The organism is Flammeovirga sp. SJP92, from assembly GCF_001583495.1.
Lineage (GTDB): Bacteria > Bacteroidota > Bacteroidia > Cytophagales > Flammeovirgaceae > Flammeovirga.
On sequence record NZ_LQAQ01000061.1, the window covers coordinates 536,851 to 552,812 of the forward strand.

Sequence of the window (15,962 nt, forward strand, 5' to 3'; positions counted from 1 at the left end):
CAATCGACATTACAACTCTGTAAATGTGTTAAATAAGAAAATAAGTGAACTATTTGAAAATAAAATTTGTTTCTATTTCAGTTGTATTTAATGAAGAAATCAATATCACAATTCTTAGATAAATTAAATATTTCATAACATATCAGTATATTGAACGTACACACAAAAAAGTTCAAGGCTTTAACCTTTATTAACCCAAACACTTATGATTCACTCATTTACACATGTAATAAAAAACACTCTAACAACACTGAACACTCAGCTTCGTGTTTTTATTACCTTTGCAACACTTCTATTCTTTTCTCCTACCATTTATGGACAAAACATCAGTCTTGATGATGACAACGATAATGATCTAAGCAGTGGAGACACTCATGAAGATCTACAAGGAGCTGGTGATAGTGGCATCTATGAACACATTGGAGATATCACATTTACAAGCGGTGTTAACTTTTCTAACAAACTCCAAGCAGAGACAATATTAGGAATTGGCGGTGGAGATGACACCTATGACAACTATGTAATTATTGAAGGAAATTTAACCGTTGAAGATGGAGCTAGTGTTACCATTAGCAATGCCTCTCTTTTTATTGTTACAGGTGATGTAATCATCAACGGGGACATCAGTTTTCACAATAATGGCTACGTTGTAATCATTGGAGATGTAACTGGAAATGGAAGTGTTTCATCTGGCCCTGGTGGAAGTGCACTGCCAGCTTACATTGGAGGTACATTAGACACTGACAATGTCACCACTTCTGGTAATGTAGATAGCCCATTAAATATTACTGACAATACAGTCAATGATATCTTAGATGACGAATTGCCTGAAAATTGGCAAAATGAGCTTCCCGTCGAACTGATTTCGTTTACCGCTTCTAAAATCAATAATACATGCAAATTAGAATGGTCAACAGCTTCTGAAGAAAATGCATCACATTTTGAAGTTTATTCGTCAGCTGATAAAAGCAATTGGAATTTAATTGGTACTGTGGATGCAAATGGCAACACCACAACACGTATTGATTACTCTTTTACAGACGATCAAGAACATTTCTCGTCTGTATATTATAAATTAGTTCAGTTCGATTTTGACGGAAAAAATGAAACATTCGGCCCTTTAGTTGTTCATTTTTCTGATGAATTAAATACATTCAACACTTCTATATACCCAAACCCTAGTTCTTCAGGACAAGCTCAACTGCAGATCGGGGGGATCAATTCGGGTGCATCCATTACTCTTCAATTGATTAATAAAGACGGGAAAATTATTTTGGATGATATTATAGAGAACAATAACATTACTTCTACACTCTATCGACTAGGAGACAAAACTGTCCTACAACCAGGATTATATATTTTGAAAATCAATTCAGGTACTTCTCAGAGTATTGAGAAGGTTATGATACAATAATATGAATAGAAAAAGCCTGTGAATCATTACTAAGTACTTATCGCAAACTATAGAGTGATCTAAAGGTTTATTTCAATTTTACGAGTTATATATAGTTGCCCTCAAAAAGTGTTGTCGCTTTTTGGGGGCTTTTTTCATATAAAAAATCCAATTCCCTTCACAACAATCAACTCTTACACATTTATTACACAAGTGATTATTCCCGAAAAAACAGTCAAAGAAAGATTTTTTTCTACAAAAAAGACGATTTACTCTAAAATTGACATTAAAATACCATCCACTCTGAACTTTTTATAAAAAAGCCATGTTTGAGAGTTAGTTGCACTTTACTAAGGATTAAATATTAAATATCCATGATTAAACCTAATTTATAATCCTTAAGCAAGTATCACGAAACCGATTTTATTAAGAAACCCAGTTATAAATATTTCAAAATGTACAAATTCTTACTTACGCAATTAATTACCCTTGTATTTATCAGTTCTAATACCTCTTTTGCCCAAACTATCGATTCTATCATTGATCAAGATATTACAATTGGAGGATCTTCATGGCCTGAAGTATCTTCTAGTACTGGTGATGTTGAAATCAAACAAGGTGTACCTTTTAATACCACTGTTACTTTCGATCATTTAGATGGAAGAGGAGGTAATAACAACGACATGAAATATTACAGTGTAATTGAGGGAGATTTAGTAATTGATGCTGATCAGACCCTAGTTATAGAAGAGTCATCTTATCTTATTGTGAATGGCGATCTTACTATTAATGGTGCTGTTCAGTTTAATAACCACAATGGTAACACTAAACATGTTTATTTGATTGTATTAGGTAATATCAGTGGAAGCGGAACAATCAGAGGAGGCTTAGGTACACATGATAAACCACCGTATGCATCGGGTGAAATTGTTGTAACAGGTGATCACAAAGGAGGATCAGGATATAACATTGATGACCTGGACGAATACATTAAAGATATATTAAGATTGAATGGTTATGATTTACCAGTAGAGCTTGTTTCTTTTACGGCTACTCAAGAAGAAAATAACATAGAAATAAACTGGACTACTGCTACAGAAATTAATGCTTCTCATTTTGAAGTTTATTCATCAACCGACAAAAGAAACTGGGATTTGAAAGGAAGAGTTGAAGCCAATGGGAATACTTCAACACGCATTGACTACTCTTTTTCGGATGAGAGCAACGGACTTCATACAACAGTATACTACAAATTGGTACAATATGATTTTGATGGAAAAAACGAAACTTTTGGTCCTTTGGCGGTAAAGCTATCCAATGCGCAGAATAATTTTGAAACTACTGTTTTTCCAAACCCAAGTACTACAGGCCAAACGTCATTACAGATCAGTGGTATGAGTTTAGGAGCCACCACTACTCTTCAATTAATGAATAAAGACGGAAAGGTATTATTAAATGACACTATTGATAACAACGCTGTAACCTCAACTGTCTACCAAATCGGTGACAAAGTCGCTTTACAGCCAGGATTATATATTTTAAGAATCAACTCAGGCACTATACAAAATACCAAAAAGATCATTATAAAGTAACGATAGACAAACCAAACTCCCGTGAGAATAATCTTTCTACGGGAGTTTTTTATTACAGCAAACTTCCTAATCAATAAAAAATATAATTCACATAGTTAGGCGTCACTTATAAAAGTTTCACTTTAACTAAAAATACTTAATGAACTGCTTGTTGTTAACACTTTTCAATACTAATTTTGAATTATATTAAGATTTTAATGTGCTTTACCTATATTCTTTATCCACTTTTAGCACATAAATCTAATAAAACCGATTTCAATCATTTCCGATTTAAACTAAAAGATGATGAACAAATTTCTACTTATTAAATCTCTGTTTCTACTTATAAGTTTATTCAATTATTCGTGGGCACAGAACATTCCTGCTACAATCAATAGCGATATTATTATTGGAGGTGCCCTTTGGCCTGATATTTCATCAAGTCTAGGCAATGTCCAAGTTACAGCTTCTAATGGAGGAGCAAACACAACTGTCATTTTCAATCACTTAGACGGAAGAAGTGGCAACGTGAATAACAACATATTGTCGCATTACAGTGTAATTGAAGGAGATCTAACAATTGATGAAAGTCAAACTGTAATTATTGAAGAATCTTCTGTTTTGGTCATCAACGGCAATCTTTTCATTGATGGTACACTGCAATACAACAATAGCAATGGTAACTCTAAGCATGTCTTTCTGATTGTTTTGGGTAATATTTCAGGTGATGGTACAATTACAGGTGGTAATGGATCACATGATCAACCTCCTTATGCTTCGGGCTCAATTGACATTGACGGTGATCATAAAGGCGGAGAAGGCAACAATATTGATGACCTGCCTTCATATATTTCTGACAAACTGAAAGATGATGGTTACGATTTACCTGTGGAATTAATTTCATTTTCAGCGTCAATTTTAGACAATGCAATTGAGATCAATTGGGCTACTGCTACAGAAATTAATGCTTCTCACTTTGAAGTCTATTCTTCAACGGACCGAAGAAATTGGAATCTACTGGGTAAAGTTGAGGCAAGTGGCAACTCTAATGTTTTGATTGAATATACTTTTATTGATGAAAATGAATATCAAAATGAAGTCTATTACAAGCTTATACAATATGATTTTGATGGTATCAATGAATCTTTTGGTCCTTTGGTGGTTTACCCTTCAAATAATCAAAATGTATTAAGAACTTCTGTTTTTCCTAATCCCGCAGATAATGGAAATGTCAGCTTACAAATCAGTGGTTTGAACATAGGAAGTCAGACCACAATCCAAATTTTAAATAAAGAAGGTAAGTTGATTTTCGGTGATGTTATTAACGGTAGCAACGATATAGCTTTCAACTATCGTTTGGACCTTTCTTCTTTATTTACCACAGGGATGTATATCATTAAAGTCAATTCTGGGAAACAACAAAGTATTGAGAAATTGATTATCAAGTAATTCCTTTGCACTTCAAAAAAAACACCTCAATGTATTTTAGGTTATGTACATTGAGGTGTTTTTTATTTTTTATTAAAATCAATAGAGGACAGTAATTAATTCACAATATTCATGATAAATCTGTCTTCTGGGTCCATGGGCATCGGTACAATCACATTGGTGAGACACATATTGATCAATACGCTCATTGCCTGATTTTCTTCCAGTTTGGAAGCTCTTATAAAATCAGATAATGTGATGTGTTTTGTCTGGTCAAGCATCTGCAAAACCAAGCGTTCATTTTCACCATACTCCAAAGTATTCACTTGGTTTTTGGATTTTTCTTTCAACAACCTTCTGATCAAACGACTCATCTGAATACTTTTATCAACTACTCTTATATAGGCCCTGCCAGTCCTTCTTTTTAAGTTATACCACAAAAAAACAGGTTTCTTTTCGTTAGGTTGAATTTCAAAAACCAGCACTTGATGTGTACTTGAAATACTCACTTCATGAATCACATAATCAATCTTCTCAGAAATATGTTCATGAATTGCCTTTTCCAGAACAAACTTCTCTCCTTCTATATCTATAAATCCGTCAATACGTCCATTGTCTGTCACACCAACAATCAAATAGCCACCTTCTCTGTTCGCAAAAGCAACTACTTCTTTCATTATTTTGATTGGATCGGCAGCTTTTTTCTTAAACTCGATCGTCTGTCCCTCCCCTTGCTTTACTAGCTGTTTTAAAAACTTATAATCCAACTTCTGCTTTATTTTCGAGTAACATCCCTATTCATCAATACTTCTTGTCTACCTAATTATTTTTAGGCAGGATAAAAAAGGACACTATTTACTATTAACAAATTACTAAGTACATGAAAATATTACACTCCAGTACTTAACACCATTTTCCATTTATCAACTTTCTATACACAGTTGTTTAGGCCAATGATCACAATTCACTGAATTTAGTAATTTATACTCTATTTTACTTACAATTGAAATTAGAAAAAGAGTGTCAACTTCTATTTTGACACTCTTTTTCATATTAAGTACCAGACTTAGTACTTGTTTCCAAATTTTATACTTGGAAAATCTAAATTAAAAAAAGAAAATATACCTTTGATACTTATAGTATAGGAGTTACTTCTTTCACTAACTCCAATGCATCAAAAAATACTTTATAAGACTTTCCAACTTCTCCTTCCATCCCATCACACTGTCCACCTGAATTGACAAAATATACATATTGCTTTGTAGATCTATTGTCTAAATCTACTCTATCAGGCTTACCTAGTACCTTTCTGATATCTGTGATACTTGTTCCTATCAACCTATCTTTTACAGCAAGAAAATCATCCTCTAGCTTCTCACGATCACCGTTACATGCCATAGGGTCTGCTTTCCAAGTATTCATATCAAATTCTTCTTGAGAAATCTCTGTGGACTTAGCACAAGAAAAAAATACGTTTGTTAGAACAAAAAGAAAAAAAAGTCTCTTTATCATTACTTTATTAAGTCAATCTTCTCAGCTTCCAAGGAGTTAGCAAGTTGTGTAATTCTGAGGTCTCTTCTGCTTTCTTTTCAGCAAAAATCAATTCAGAAACCAAAGCTATTCCCACTTTTTCCTCCTCTTCTGTAAGTGCTGAGGTTAAATATTCAGGTTTATAAAAATTACTGACGAAGTTTGTACTAAAGTTACCAGAAGTAAAAGCTTCGTGCTGGAGTACAAACTTACAAAATGGAAGTGTAGTTTCAAGTCCTGTGATTTTATAATCGTCAATGGCTCTCAACATTTTTTGAATAGCTTCCGCTCTATCCTTTCCCCAAACAATCAATTTACTCATCATTGGATCATAGTGAGTGCTAACTTCCATTCCTTGAGTGTAACCACTGTCTACTCTCACTCCTCTTCCTGCAGGCTCAATGTACCTGTGTAAAACTCCTGTATCGGGCAAAAAGTTTTGAGAAGGATCTTCCGCGTATACTCTGACTTCAATTGAATGTCCATTCATCTTCAAATCCTCTTGTGTATAACCCAATTCTTCACCTTCAGCTACTCTGATTTGCTCTTTCACAAGGTCTATCTGTGTGATCTCTTCAGTAACAGTATGCTCGACTTGCAGACGGGTATTCATTTCTAAAAAGTAAAAAGAGTTATCTTCATCTAAAATAAACTCTACTGTACCCGCTCCTACATAATCACATGCCTTTGCTACATTCACTGCACTTTCTCCCATTTGCTGACGCAATGCTGATGTAAGCACAGCCGAAGGAGCTTCTTCAATTACTTTTTGATGTCTTCGTTGTATAGAGCATTCTCTTTCAAACAGATGCACTACATTACCATGTTGATCTGCAAGTATTTGAATTTCAATATGTCGAGGATTTTGAATGTATTTTTCCACAAAAACAGCTCCGTCACCGAAAGAAGACGTTGCTTCTGAAACGGCCCTTTTCATTTGAGATTCGAAATCTTTAGGATCTTCTACGACCCTCATCCCTTTACCGCCACCGCCAGCACTTGCTTTGATTAAAATGGGATATTTGATATCGTCAGCCATCTTCTTTGCTGCTTCAATATCTTCAATTGCTTCATCTCCACCGGGCACTAAAGGCACATTGTATTTTGCTACAGTAGTTTTAGCTTCAAGCTTACTACCCATCACCTCAATAGCATGTGCTGAAGGACCTATAAATGTGATCCCTTCTTCTGTGATTCTCTGTGCAAATGTGGCGTTTTCTGAAAGGAAACCATAACCGGGGTGAACAGCGTCTATCTGGTGTTCATGACATATTTTGATGATCAAATCTATATTCAAATAGGATTTTGCCGCCGTAGCCTCACCGACACAAACCGCTTGATCTGCTAGGGATACGTGAGGTGCTTCTTCATCAGCTTCACTGTAAATTGCCAGAGTAAAAATCCCCAATTCCTTCGCGGAACGGATAATTCTTACGGCAATTTCACCACGGTTGGCAATTAGAAGTCTTTTGATCTTTTTCATCTTTGAATGGTTAGTGATTGTTTATTGTTTGGTGTTGTGAAAGTACTAAGTACTCAATACGTTACAAACTAGCTTTTTATCAGCTTCAAATCAAACAGTTCTATAAGCTTTTCAAGATCTACTTTCAACTCGCCTTCTTTTTCACTTTGTCTTGAAACAAAACGATGTAAAATTCAAGGCTTAGAAAGCAAAAACTAAATTCCATTCCTCCTGCATCAATGCTATTAAACTCGTTTTGCTCAATCAAAAAATCATTGATTACGGCTCCAAATCATGAAATTCTTAACGTTTTATTCTTCAATGTCAATAGCTATACTGTACCACTTAGACCATAGAAAACGGTGGCATAAATGTTCAACATAATATCAACTATAGCTTATAAAGCATCAAAGATTCCTAACCTCTAGAAACTAAAAAGCTGTAAAAACTTAGCGTACAACGTACTTATTCTAAGTTAAGACAAAGACTTCAGAAAAGTACTATTGGTTAAACCAATATTTTTCAAGAGTGGAAATAAATGTTGAAGGAACGAAACCTTTCATACCATTCCATGAGAATTTCTTTCCTTGATATTGAAGTTGCATTTCTCTCACAATACCCAGTTTTGCGTCTTCCACTTTCTCTATATGTGACAGTTTAAAGTCCCATTCCCAATTTTTAAGCTTCCCTTCTCCAGGAATTGCACCTATGTATTCCAACTTATTTTCAAACAGTAATAATACACCAAAAGCTCTTGAATTCTCTTCCAGTAAAGAGGCCCACATCCCTGCTTTTACTGTATCAATATTGATGGCTCTTTGAATGAGAATATCAATGATTTGATCCAATACTTTCTCCAATGTTGCATTATTATTTACTTTCACTTCCAATGCCGAAAAGTGATCTTTCCACTTATGATGTACTGAACTTTCCACTATTTTAATAATTCAATTAATTCTAATTATTCTTCAATCAGCAAATTTAAAAAAGTAAGAATTTCCATAAAAACATACTTCCAACAAAAAATATTACTAACTTTTGGGTAGTTATTCTTATTAAAATCGTTAATTATATAAGGATAATCGAATGATACCCAATTACTTTCACAAAAGAAACCCTAATGAGAAACTATTACTTTAAATTCATACCATTGGTAATTTTATATTTCTGTGCTACAACACTTACATTCGCTCAAAATGACGCCGAAGATTATTATGTAAAAGGTGAGGTATTTGCTGAGACTGGAAAATATGAACAAGCAATAATGTCTTATGAGGTAGCCATTGCTAAAGATGATCAGAATCCAAAATACTTATATAAGTTAGGAATGGTTTATCTGAAGTCCAATAAGATTAGTGAAGCTGAACAGACTTTCCTCAAGACCATTGAAGTAGATGACAATTATATTGATGCTCATCTTAAATTGGCCTTACTTTATAAGGAAAAAAAGGATTATGATAATTGTATCAAGCATCTTGATGAAGCATATAGGGTTACAACAAATGAGGATAAACAATTGGCCTATAAAACCCGAATTATCAATATTCTTGAAATGAAGAAACGCTTTGATGAGGCGGGTCCACATATAGAAGACGCTAAAAAAATTGCTCCTAACAATAATTATATTTTATACATGGACGCCAAATACCATAATTACATTACAAAGAATTATGAATTGGCCAAAAGTAGTCTGCAGTTGGCAATTGCACAGATGGAGGAAGAAAAAGGAAAGGCGCACGAACATTATTATTATGAGTTGGGAGTGGCTCATCATTCATTAGAAGATTACCAAAACGCCAATATTGCTTTTAAGGAAATCAGAGATGACAAATTAAGAAGTAAACTGTCAGCAATGACACCAGAATACCTTTATCAGGTTGCATCTGCTTATTATCAAATTTACAACCTTGATGAAGCCAGCAGTATTCTTCATTCTATCATTAAAATGAATGATACTTTTGAACCCGCTTACGACCTGCTCATTGAGTTAGAAGAAAATAAACTTAATCGTTCTGAGGTAATTAAACTTTTGGAGCATAAAGTAAGCATACAAAAAGACAATACTGAAAAGGTTAAAATTCTGGCTGATCTGATTGACTTTGAGTTGAAGTTCGGAGATTTTGACAATGCTTTTAAACATCTTGAGGAATTCAATCAGAATGGCATCCCTCTTCCAGATGTTAAATTTATGCAGGCAAGAGCATATCATGCCATCAATGACAACGAAAAGGCGATGGAACTTTTAGAAGAATTAATCAATTACAATGGACCAAAAGTAAAATACAGAAGTTCATTTCTAAAAGGAATGATTCTAATCAAAGAAAAGAAATATAAGGAAGCTAAATTGGCTTTCAACCAACCTTTTCCTGCTGAATTCAGCGTTGCTGCAAAAGAGCAGTTAAAATTGATCAAGCAAAAAGAAAAAGATATTCTAGTTCAAAACAAATAAAATATTACATCAGTAGTCCCTCTAAAAGCCTTCACAATTCTTCATGTCTTGGGAAGGCTTTTTTATTAATCAAATATTGTTTTGAAACGGTCTTTTAAAGCTATTGTTGCTTCAGCATCACCAAAGATTTCATACTGCTTCAAAGTGGTTTGAAATAAAGATAATGTCCTTTCTGTTTTACCTTCCTTTTTCACCCACTGAGATAGCTGTCGGAGTTTAATCAGGCACTTCATAGCACTTTGCTGAATAGCGATAGTTTCAAAAGCAGAAGAATAGAGCTGGTCTGATTTATCAAACTCCTTACTTTCCCATCTCCATTCTGCTTCCATAAAAAACACCCATCCTTGGAACACCTCATTAGAATATCCTGCCCAATACTTAAAACGGTCCAAAATCCTCCTAAGCGCATCTAAATTATTTTTTTGATCATCACTCACCGTTGTTAAATGTACTGCTTTCAAAAGCAATAACATAGGGTGAAGCAAGTTCCCTTCATAAAGAGAAGGTTCGTTATCCAAAATCATGATAACTTTCTCTTTACTTTCTTCTCTAGTGATATTATTAAGCTGTATCAATTGAAGGAGAGAGAGAACAGTGGCAGGCATCGTTTTCATTTCAGCATCACCAAACTTATCTGTAAGCAACTTTTGAGCGCTCTCAAGACTATACCCACAGAAAACTTGGTATTGAAGATATCTTAGTTTAATCACACTTTTTTGATATTCATCTTCCGTGTTTTTCACCAAGTCAAAAGCCTGTTCTAATACTTCAAAAGATCTTGCTGTCAGAGTGGCCCATGGTATAATGAAAGTAGCAAAATCACATTTTAAACGTGATAATAGCCATTTGTCATTGGTATGCTCTATAAAAGAAATACAAGACTCCGCATATTCCATTGCTTCAGGTACACTTTCATACCTTGCAATCATATATTTGGATAAGGCCATACATCCTAATGCCGTCACATCAGATTTTCCATTTTCTATAGCATGGTTAACAAGTTCAAGAGCGATCCATTTAAACTTTTCCCAATTCTCAATTCTAGCGTACAAGGCAATAGGAGCCATCAATTTCAGACCTAACTCACTTTCTTGAAGTTCATAGCGGTCTAAGTTAGTTAAAGTATCCGTAATGGAATTCTCTCCTATATTTTCTAATAACCTTAATTGCTGTAAAGATAAATCTCTATGTAAACGACCTACGTCTTGAGGAATTGGGTATTCAATAAACTGCAATACTTCTTCCAGTAAGTCATACCATTGATTAATATCAATAAACTGTGTTGAAACAGCCATTAAATTGGATAAGTAGTTAGCTTGATCTTTAGTATCTTCTATATTTAATGCAAAGGCAAAAATCTCATCAAAGGATTGCTGGTATTGTTCCAATGTAAGATTGCGTATTGCTGATTGAGTATATTTGTCGTGTCCCACAAGCTGGAGAATATTAAGGTATAGAAATCAAATTTAAGCAAATTTAAGAAATTTAAACTAATAATTTAGACCTCAACAAAGCACCTCTTCTAATTACTTGATTTTAAGTCTGCTACAGGATTTTTTATTCCAGCTTTGATAACATGATAACTTACCGTCACGAAAGTAAGACATAACGTGACCCCTCCAGAAAACAAATAAGCATAAATATCAATGGTAATCTGCTGTGGGAAATTTTCCAGCCATAATTTCATAGCGAGGTAGGATAATGGCCATGCAATAAAACAAGCACTTCCTACCAGGAAAAAGAATTCTTTTGATATAAATAGCATGGCTTCAAAATTTTCCATTCCGAGTGCCTTTCGAATAGCAATTTCTTTGTTTTTTTGAACCGTAATAAAGGATGCCAGGCCAAATAAACCTAGGTTGGCAATTATGACACCTATAATTGAAAAGATCAGTGAAACTTTTGCTAAACGCTCTTCTTTTTGATAAGATGCTTCTACTTTATCTTTCAATAAAAACGAATCCATTAATGTATAAGGAATGTGCTGTGACCATTTCATAGAAAGTTGACCTTCTATAAGCTCCCAGTTTCTAATATTATCCAACCTCAACACCATATATTTCACATTGAAAGATTTCCAAAGTCTAGTGTCATTTTTCACTATAATAAAAGGTTCTATTTCCTTGTGAACAGATTCATAATGAAAATCTTTCAATACACCTTTTACGATGTGTTCTCCTGCCCTGTTGTAAAAAGCCTTTCCGATCACCTCTTCTGGTGTTTTGTAACCTAAATACTTCACCATAGATTCATTGATGAGCACTTCTCCATGATCACATTGATTGTTATTCTGAATGTATTCCCCAGCTAGCAAATCAAAATTAAAGACATCGAAGAAATCATTTCTTATGATCAATCCTGAATAAAAAGAAGATGGCAAAGTGATATTTTCTTTCAAAAATTCATAAGGGAATGTCTGTACCAAAACACCCAATACTTCATCCATACCGCTGACAGCTTCCACCCCATCAACGGATAAGAAAGCTTTCTTTATATTATTATATTGCTCTAAAGAATACCTCACTTCACCTAATGGGACCACTACAATATTTTTAATATTAAAACCAAGGTCAGCATCTTTCAATAGGTTAAGCTGTTTGCGGGCAACATAGGTACTGAAAAGTAAAAACATGGCAATCACAAACTGAATTATCACGCTCCACTTTCTAAACTTCTTCTGCTTTACACCCAGCATCCTTGTGACTTGCAGTCCATCTATCGGTTTGAAGCCTGATAGATAATACATTGGATAAAAACTCGACAAAGCTCCTACAAACAGACCACTGCCTCCAATCAACAAGGTCAGCGTTCTTGTATCAATCTGATTGATTTTAATGGTGTTATCTCCTAATATTTGATAGATATACGGAAATAATAATTCCATGAAGACCAATGCTCCAAACATAGAAAGCACACTCAATATAGAAGCTTCTACCAAAAATTGAATGATTATTTCAAATTGATCTGCACCAATTGCTTTTCTGATGCCCACTTCTCGTACTCTAGTAGAATACCTTACAGCTGAAAGGTTCATAAAATTGATGGCAGCAATAATCAATACAAGAAGTGCAATTGCAGAAAAGATGTAGATGTACATGTAATCCCCATTATGAGACATTTCGTAATCCAAATCAGAGTACAAATGTATCTCTTCAATAGGTTGAAGATACAACTGCACATAATCTCTTAAATATTCAGGAAATTTTGTTTCGTCTTGAAGCAGTATATCAAAATCAGCCTCTAATTCCTCAGGCTTCACATCATCTTTCAATAAAACGTAAGTCCAGCATGGATTCCATTGCCAGAGATCCCCTTTCATAATATTCTTATTGGTAATCAATAATGTAGAAAAGGAAACTAACAGCTCAAAATCAAGGTGAGTAGGTACTTTTGATTTATCAACAACACCGGTAACTGTTAAGTAGAATTGATTATCATAAAGGATTTTCTTTCCTAATGGATCTTCTTCGCCAAAATATTTCTGGGCAATTTCTGTAGTGATCACTACACTCTGAGGATCAGCTAAAGCGTTTGACTTTTTCCCTCTTACAAGAGGAAAATCAAATATTTTGAAAAAATCTTTATCGGTAAAATATAAACTAGGTTCGTTGTACTGTTGACCATTCGCAAAAATCATATGAGAGTACACCTGATGATTGAAAAAACGGACGGTACTTTCTACGTAATTAGGATACAAATCATTGATAGTAGGACCTAAAGCAATAGGTACACTTGCTGAGCGCTCACCAATATCTTGTGAATCAATCACTTCAACAATTCTGTAGGTTCTTTCAGAGTCAACGTGATTATTATCAAAGGACAATTCGTATTTAACGATCAAAAAAAGTAAAGCAAAGAAGGCAATTCCCATTGACATACCAACGATGTTGACCAATGAGTACAAGCCATGTTTTGCTAAGTTTCTAATTCCTATGATTATATAATTACGTAACACTCTTACTTCCCTTTATTTAAGTTTTCGGTTACAATTTGTCCATCAAATAAATGGATGACTCTGGAAGCATAATCAGATGCCGCAGTCGAATGCGTCACCATTAAAATAGTAGTTCCTAGTTCATTTAAATTTGTCAGCATTTCCATTACTTCTCTTCCTCTTTCAGAATCCAGGTTTCCGGTTGGTTCATCAGCCAGAATCAATTTTGGCTGTGAAACGACTGCTCGGGCTACAGCCACTCTTTGTTGCAATCCTCCGGAAATATGTGTTGGAAAAGCATTCTTTTTATGAGATAATTGCAAACGATCCATGATCTTATCCACTCTGAATTTTCTCTCATTAGGAGAAACATGCTGATAGACCAATGGAAGTTCAATATTTTCGAATACTGTGAGGTCGTCAATTAAATTAAAGCTTTGGAATACAAAACCAATATTAGACCTTCTCAATTCAGCTCTTCTTTTGGAAGACGCTTTACTTACTTCTTCTCCTTGAAATAATACATTACCATTTGAAGGCACATCTAATAAACCTGCAATATTGAGCAAGGTTGTTTTACCACATCCAGACGGTCCCATGATACACACAAACTCACCTTCGTGAATATTTAGTGTGACATGACTCAAAACTTGTGTTTCGTTTTCGTCTGTGGAATAGGACTTTGATATGTCTTTTAACTGGATAACCGACTTCATAGTTTAAAAAGTATTATAAAAACAAGTATCTACAACAACCATTCATAATTTCAAGCACTTTTCATTATCAGTTAGTTAAGGATTTCTAAAGTACTTTTGCATTGTTCACATCTGAACTATATGTTCGGTTACATTATACTGTACAAATCTATTAATCTATTTTATTCTTTTTAGATAAATGAACATAAATTGAGAAATCTTTATTATTCTTATAAGTACAAAAGTCGTATTAACCCAAATCACTAACCTTTTAATTTATGTTAACCTTTAAACTGCTTATAGAAAACCGGAAACAGGTCTATCACATCATTGAAAAATACAACTTCAGAGTAATTGATTATAGACCACATTACGAAATTGAGTTCTTCGCAAAAAGTTATCAGGATTTTAATAAGACCTACTTTGATATCACCAATAAGCTTCAAAACATGGATATCAATTATATCCTCTCTGACCATTTATATGTTCCTAATCCAAATAAAAAAGGAGCCTAAAATAAAAATTCACCACCACTAAAAATCCCACAACATTAATACATGTTGTGGGATTTCTTTTTAGAGCAAATTCAATCAAACTGTGACTTTAGAATATCATCTGCATATCTGAACACTCATCTTTATAAGTGTACATCATCAAGATTTTTGTTGCTTCATTTTTGTTGCTTGCTTTTCCAATTTTCTCTACCTTTTTGTAAGAAGAGTCCACTGTCCAAACTTCTTTCTTATTATACCATTGAAAAATGACACCTTTTACCATATAAAAAGTCTCTCCTTTAATGTTTCTTGAATAGATGTTGTGATTTTCACTTTGAAAACGATCTCCTTTCGGTGCACCTACTTTTGCAATCACACTACCTGTGTTCGGATTAGAATAAACTTCACAAGTACATTTTCCTTGGAATTGTTCTTCTTCAATATCCGTGATATTTAATTCCAAAATGTACCACTTCCCTTCTTTTGCAAGAAAAGTAGCAGTGATGTACTCTGTTCCTTTTGATAATACTTTTCCATTACCATCAGCCAAAAGAGTGTATTTTAATGAAAAAACACAGACACCTACACCTCCTTGAAGTTTTGTGGAATGGAATTCTACTTCAGATTCTCTATGTACATTTTGATTGTACTGATTGACGAAAATAGCTCTGTAATCTCCTTTTCTTAGTACATTGTGGTACCTTTTGTTATCCACTGAAATGCGGGAGATATTAATAATGGCATCAGCACGGAAATACTCCATCATTTGATCCACATTCTCCTTACTGTGTCCTTTCTTATTTTTCTCAATGATTGTTGTGATCAGTTTTTCCAAATCTTTTCCAGATTGAGCATACAAAGAAGAAACAGAAACTAGAACAGTAAGAAAAGTGAATAGAAATAGTTTTCTCATAATTAGTTCGGTTAATTTTTTTATTCAAGCTTAATAATAATATAAGTTAGGAGTTATTTTTTTTTATAAAAAAGAAAAGGAATCATATTCTTC

At 34.0% G+C, this 15,962-nt stretch carries 13 protein-coding genes; 5 read left to right on the plus strand and 8 right to left on the minus strand.

The annotated features are described in order from the left end of the window. The first annotated feature begins 205 nt into the window (after positions 1 to 205). The 3 genes from AVL50_RS14910 (at position 206) to AVL50_RS14920 (ending at position 4,413) form a co-directional block, all read left to right on the plus strand. Entirely contained in the window at positions 206 to 1,414 is a 1,209-nt protein-coding gene (locus AVL50_RS14910; RefSeq protein WP_062617278.1) for a T9SS type A sorting domain-containing protein, read from the plus strand. Positions 1,415 to 1,848: 434 nt separating this feature from the next. Further along, a complete protein-coding gene (locus tag AVL50_RS14915; RefSeq protein ID WP_062617279.1) occupies positions 1,849 to 2,985 on the plus strand; it encodes a T9SS type A sorting domain-containing protein in 1,137 nt (378 codons plus the stop codon). A gap of 282 nt (positions 2,986 to 3,267) precedes the next feature. Further along, positions 3,268 to 4,413, plus strand: coding sequence for a T9SS type A sorting domain-containing protein (locus tag AVL50_RS14920; protein WP_062617280.1), 1,146 nt, complete (start codon positions 3,268 to 3,270; stop codon positions 4,411 to 4,413). 95 nt (positions 4,414 to 4,508) lie between these two features. Here the strand turns inward: AVL50_RS14920 and AVL50_RS14925 are convergent, their stop codons facing one another. The 4 genes from AVL50_RS14925 to AVL50_RS14940 form a co-directional block, all read right to left on the minus strand. Further along, positions 4,509 to 5,159, minus strand: a complete 651-nt coding sequence (locus AVL50_RS14925; protein ID WP_062617281.1) for a helix-turn-helix domain-containing protein — start codon at positions 5,157 to 5,159, stop codon at positions 4,509 to 4,511. A 367-nt stretch (positions 5,160 to 5,526) separates the two neighbouring features. Further along, entirely contained in the window at positions 5,527 to 5,814 is a 288-nt protein-coding gene (locus tag AVL50_RS14930; protein WP_063850741.1) for a hypothetical protein, read from the minus strand. Positions 5,815 to 5,911: 97 nt separating this feature from the next. Beyond that, the gene (gene accC / locus AVL50_RS14935) at positions 5,912 to 7,405 is read right to left on the minus strand and encodes an acetyl-CoA carboxylase biotin carboxylase subunit (protein WP_062617283.1); all 1,494 of its coding nucleotides are present in this window, start codon (positions 7,403 to 7,405) and stop codon (positions 5,912 to 5,914) included. A 479-nt stretch (positions 7,406 to 7,884) separates the two neighbouring features. Next, positions 7,885 to 8,319: a hypothetical protein gene (locus AVL50_RS14940; protein WP_062617284.1), complete on the minus strand. Its 435-nt coding sequence runs from the start codon at positions 8,317 to 8,319 to the stop codon at positions 7,885 to 7,887. A gap of 185 nt (positions 8,320 to 8,504) precedes the next feature. Between AVL50_RS14940 and AVL50_RS14945 the strand changes: the two genes are divergently transcribed. Continuing rightward, positions 8,505 to 9,833 carry a lipopolysaccharide assembly protein LapB gene (locus tag AVL50_RS14945; protein WP_062617285.1) on the plus strand — a complete coding sequence of 443 codons (1,329 nt, stop codon included), beginning with the start codon at positions 8,505 to 8,507 and terminating at the stop codon, positions 9,831 to 9,833. 65 nt (positions 9,834 to 9,898) lie between these two features. On the opposite strand, the gene AVL50_RS14950 is transcribed toward AVL50_RS14945, so the two are convergent. The 3 genes from AVL50_RS14950 to AVL50_RS14960 all read right to left on the minus strand — a co-directional run bounded on the left by AVL50_RS14950 (position 9,899) and on the right by AVL50_RS14960 (position 14,483). Further along, entirely contained in the window at positions 9,899 to 11,266 is a 1,368-nt protein-coding gene (locus AVL50_RS14950; RefSeq protein ID WP_157491339.1) for a hypothetical protein, read from the minus strand. An 89-nt stretch (positions 11,267 to 11,355) separates the two neighbouring features. Then, complete coding sequence (locus AVL50_RS14955; RefSeq protein ID WP_157491340.1) at positions 11,356 to 13,788, minus strand: ABC transporter permease; 2,433 nt, start codon at positions 13,786 to 13,788, stop codon at positions 11,356 to 11,358. Between the two features lie 2 nt (positions 13,789 to 13,790). Beyond that, positions 13,791 to 14,483 carry an ABC transporter ATP-binding protein gene (locus AVL50_RS14960; RefSeq protein WP_062617288.1) on the minus strand — a complete coding sequence of 231 codons (693 nt, stop codon included), beginning with the start codon at positions 14,481 to 14,483 and terminating at the stop codon, positions 13,791 to 13,793. A 257-nt stretch (positions 14,484 to 14,740) separates the two neighbouring features. On the opposite strand from AVL50_RS14960, the gene AVL50_RS32995 reads away from it, so the two are divergent. Continuing rightward, on the plus strand, positions 14,741 to 14,977 hold the full coding sequence (locus tag AVL50_RS32995; protein ID WP_044201461.1) for a hypothetical protein: 237 nt from the start codon (positions 14,741 to 14,743) through the stop codon (positions 14,975 to 14,977). A gap of 88 nt (positions 14,978 to 15,065) precedes the next feature. On the opposite strand, the gene AVL50_RS14970 is transcribed toward AVL50_RS32995, so the two are convergent. Then, a complete protein-coding gene (locus AVL50_RS14970) occupies positions 15,066 to 15,869 on the minus strand; it encodes a hypothetical protein (RefSeq protein WP_062617290.1) in 804 nt (267 codons plus the stop codon). Between the last annotated feature and the right edge of the window lie 93 nt (positions 15,870 to 15,962).

What these genes read in the sequence shown, in the direction of transcription:
- AVL50_RS14945 (WP_062617285.1), top strand. Translation starts at nt 8,505, where the DNA reads ATGAGAAACTATTACTTTAAATTCATACCATTGGTAATTTTATATTTC.
- AVL50_RS14970 (WP_062617290.1), bottom strand. Translation starts at nt 15,869, where the DNA reads ATGAGAAAACTATTTCTATTCACTTTTCTTACTGTTCTAGTTTCTGTT.
- AVL50_RS14930 (WP_063850741.1), bottom strand. Translation starts at nt 5,814, where the DNA reads ATGAATACTTGGAAAGCAGACCCTATGGCATGTAACGGTGATCGTGAG.
- AVL50_RS32995 (WP_044201461.1), top strand. Translation starts at nt 14,741, where the DNA reads ATGTTAACCTTTAAACTGCTTATAGAAAACCGGAAACAGGTCTATCAC.
- AVL50_RS14960 (WP_062617288.1), bottom strand. Translation starts at nt 14,483, where the DNA reads ATGAAGTCGGTTATCCAGTTAAAAGACATATCAAAGTCCTATTCCACA.
- AVL50_RS14920 (WP_062617280.1), top strand. Translation starts at nt 3,268, where the DNA reads ATGATGAACAAATTTCTACTTATTAAATCTCTGTTTCTACTTATAAGT.
- accC (WP_062617283.1), bottom strand. Translation starts at nt 7,405, where the DNA reads ATGAAAAAGATCAAAAGACTTCTAATTGCCAACCGTGGTGAAATTGCC.
- AVL50_RS14910 (WP_062617278.1), top strand. Translation starts at nt 206, where the DNA reads ATGATTCACTCATTTACACATGTAATAAAAAACACTCTAACAACACTG.
- AVL50_RS14915 (WP_062617279.1), top strand. Translation starts at nt 1,849, where the DNA reads ATGTACAAATTCTTACTTACGCAATTAATTACCCTTGTATTTATCAGT.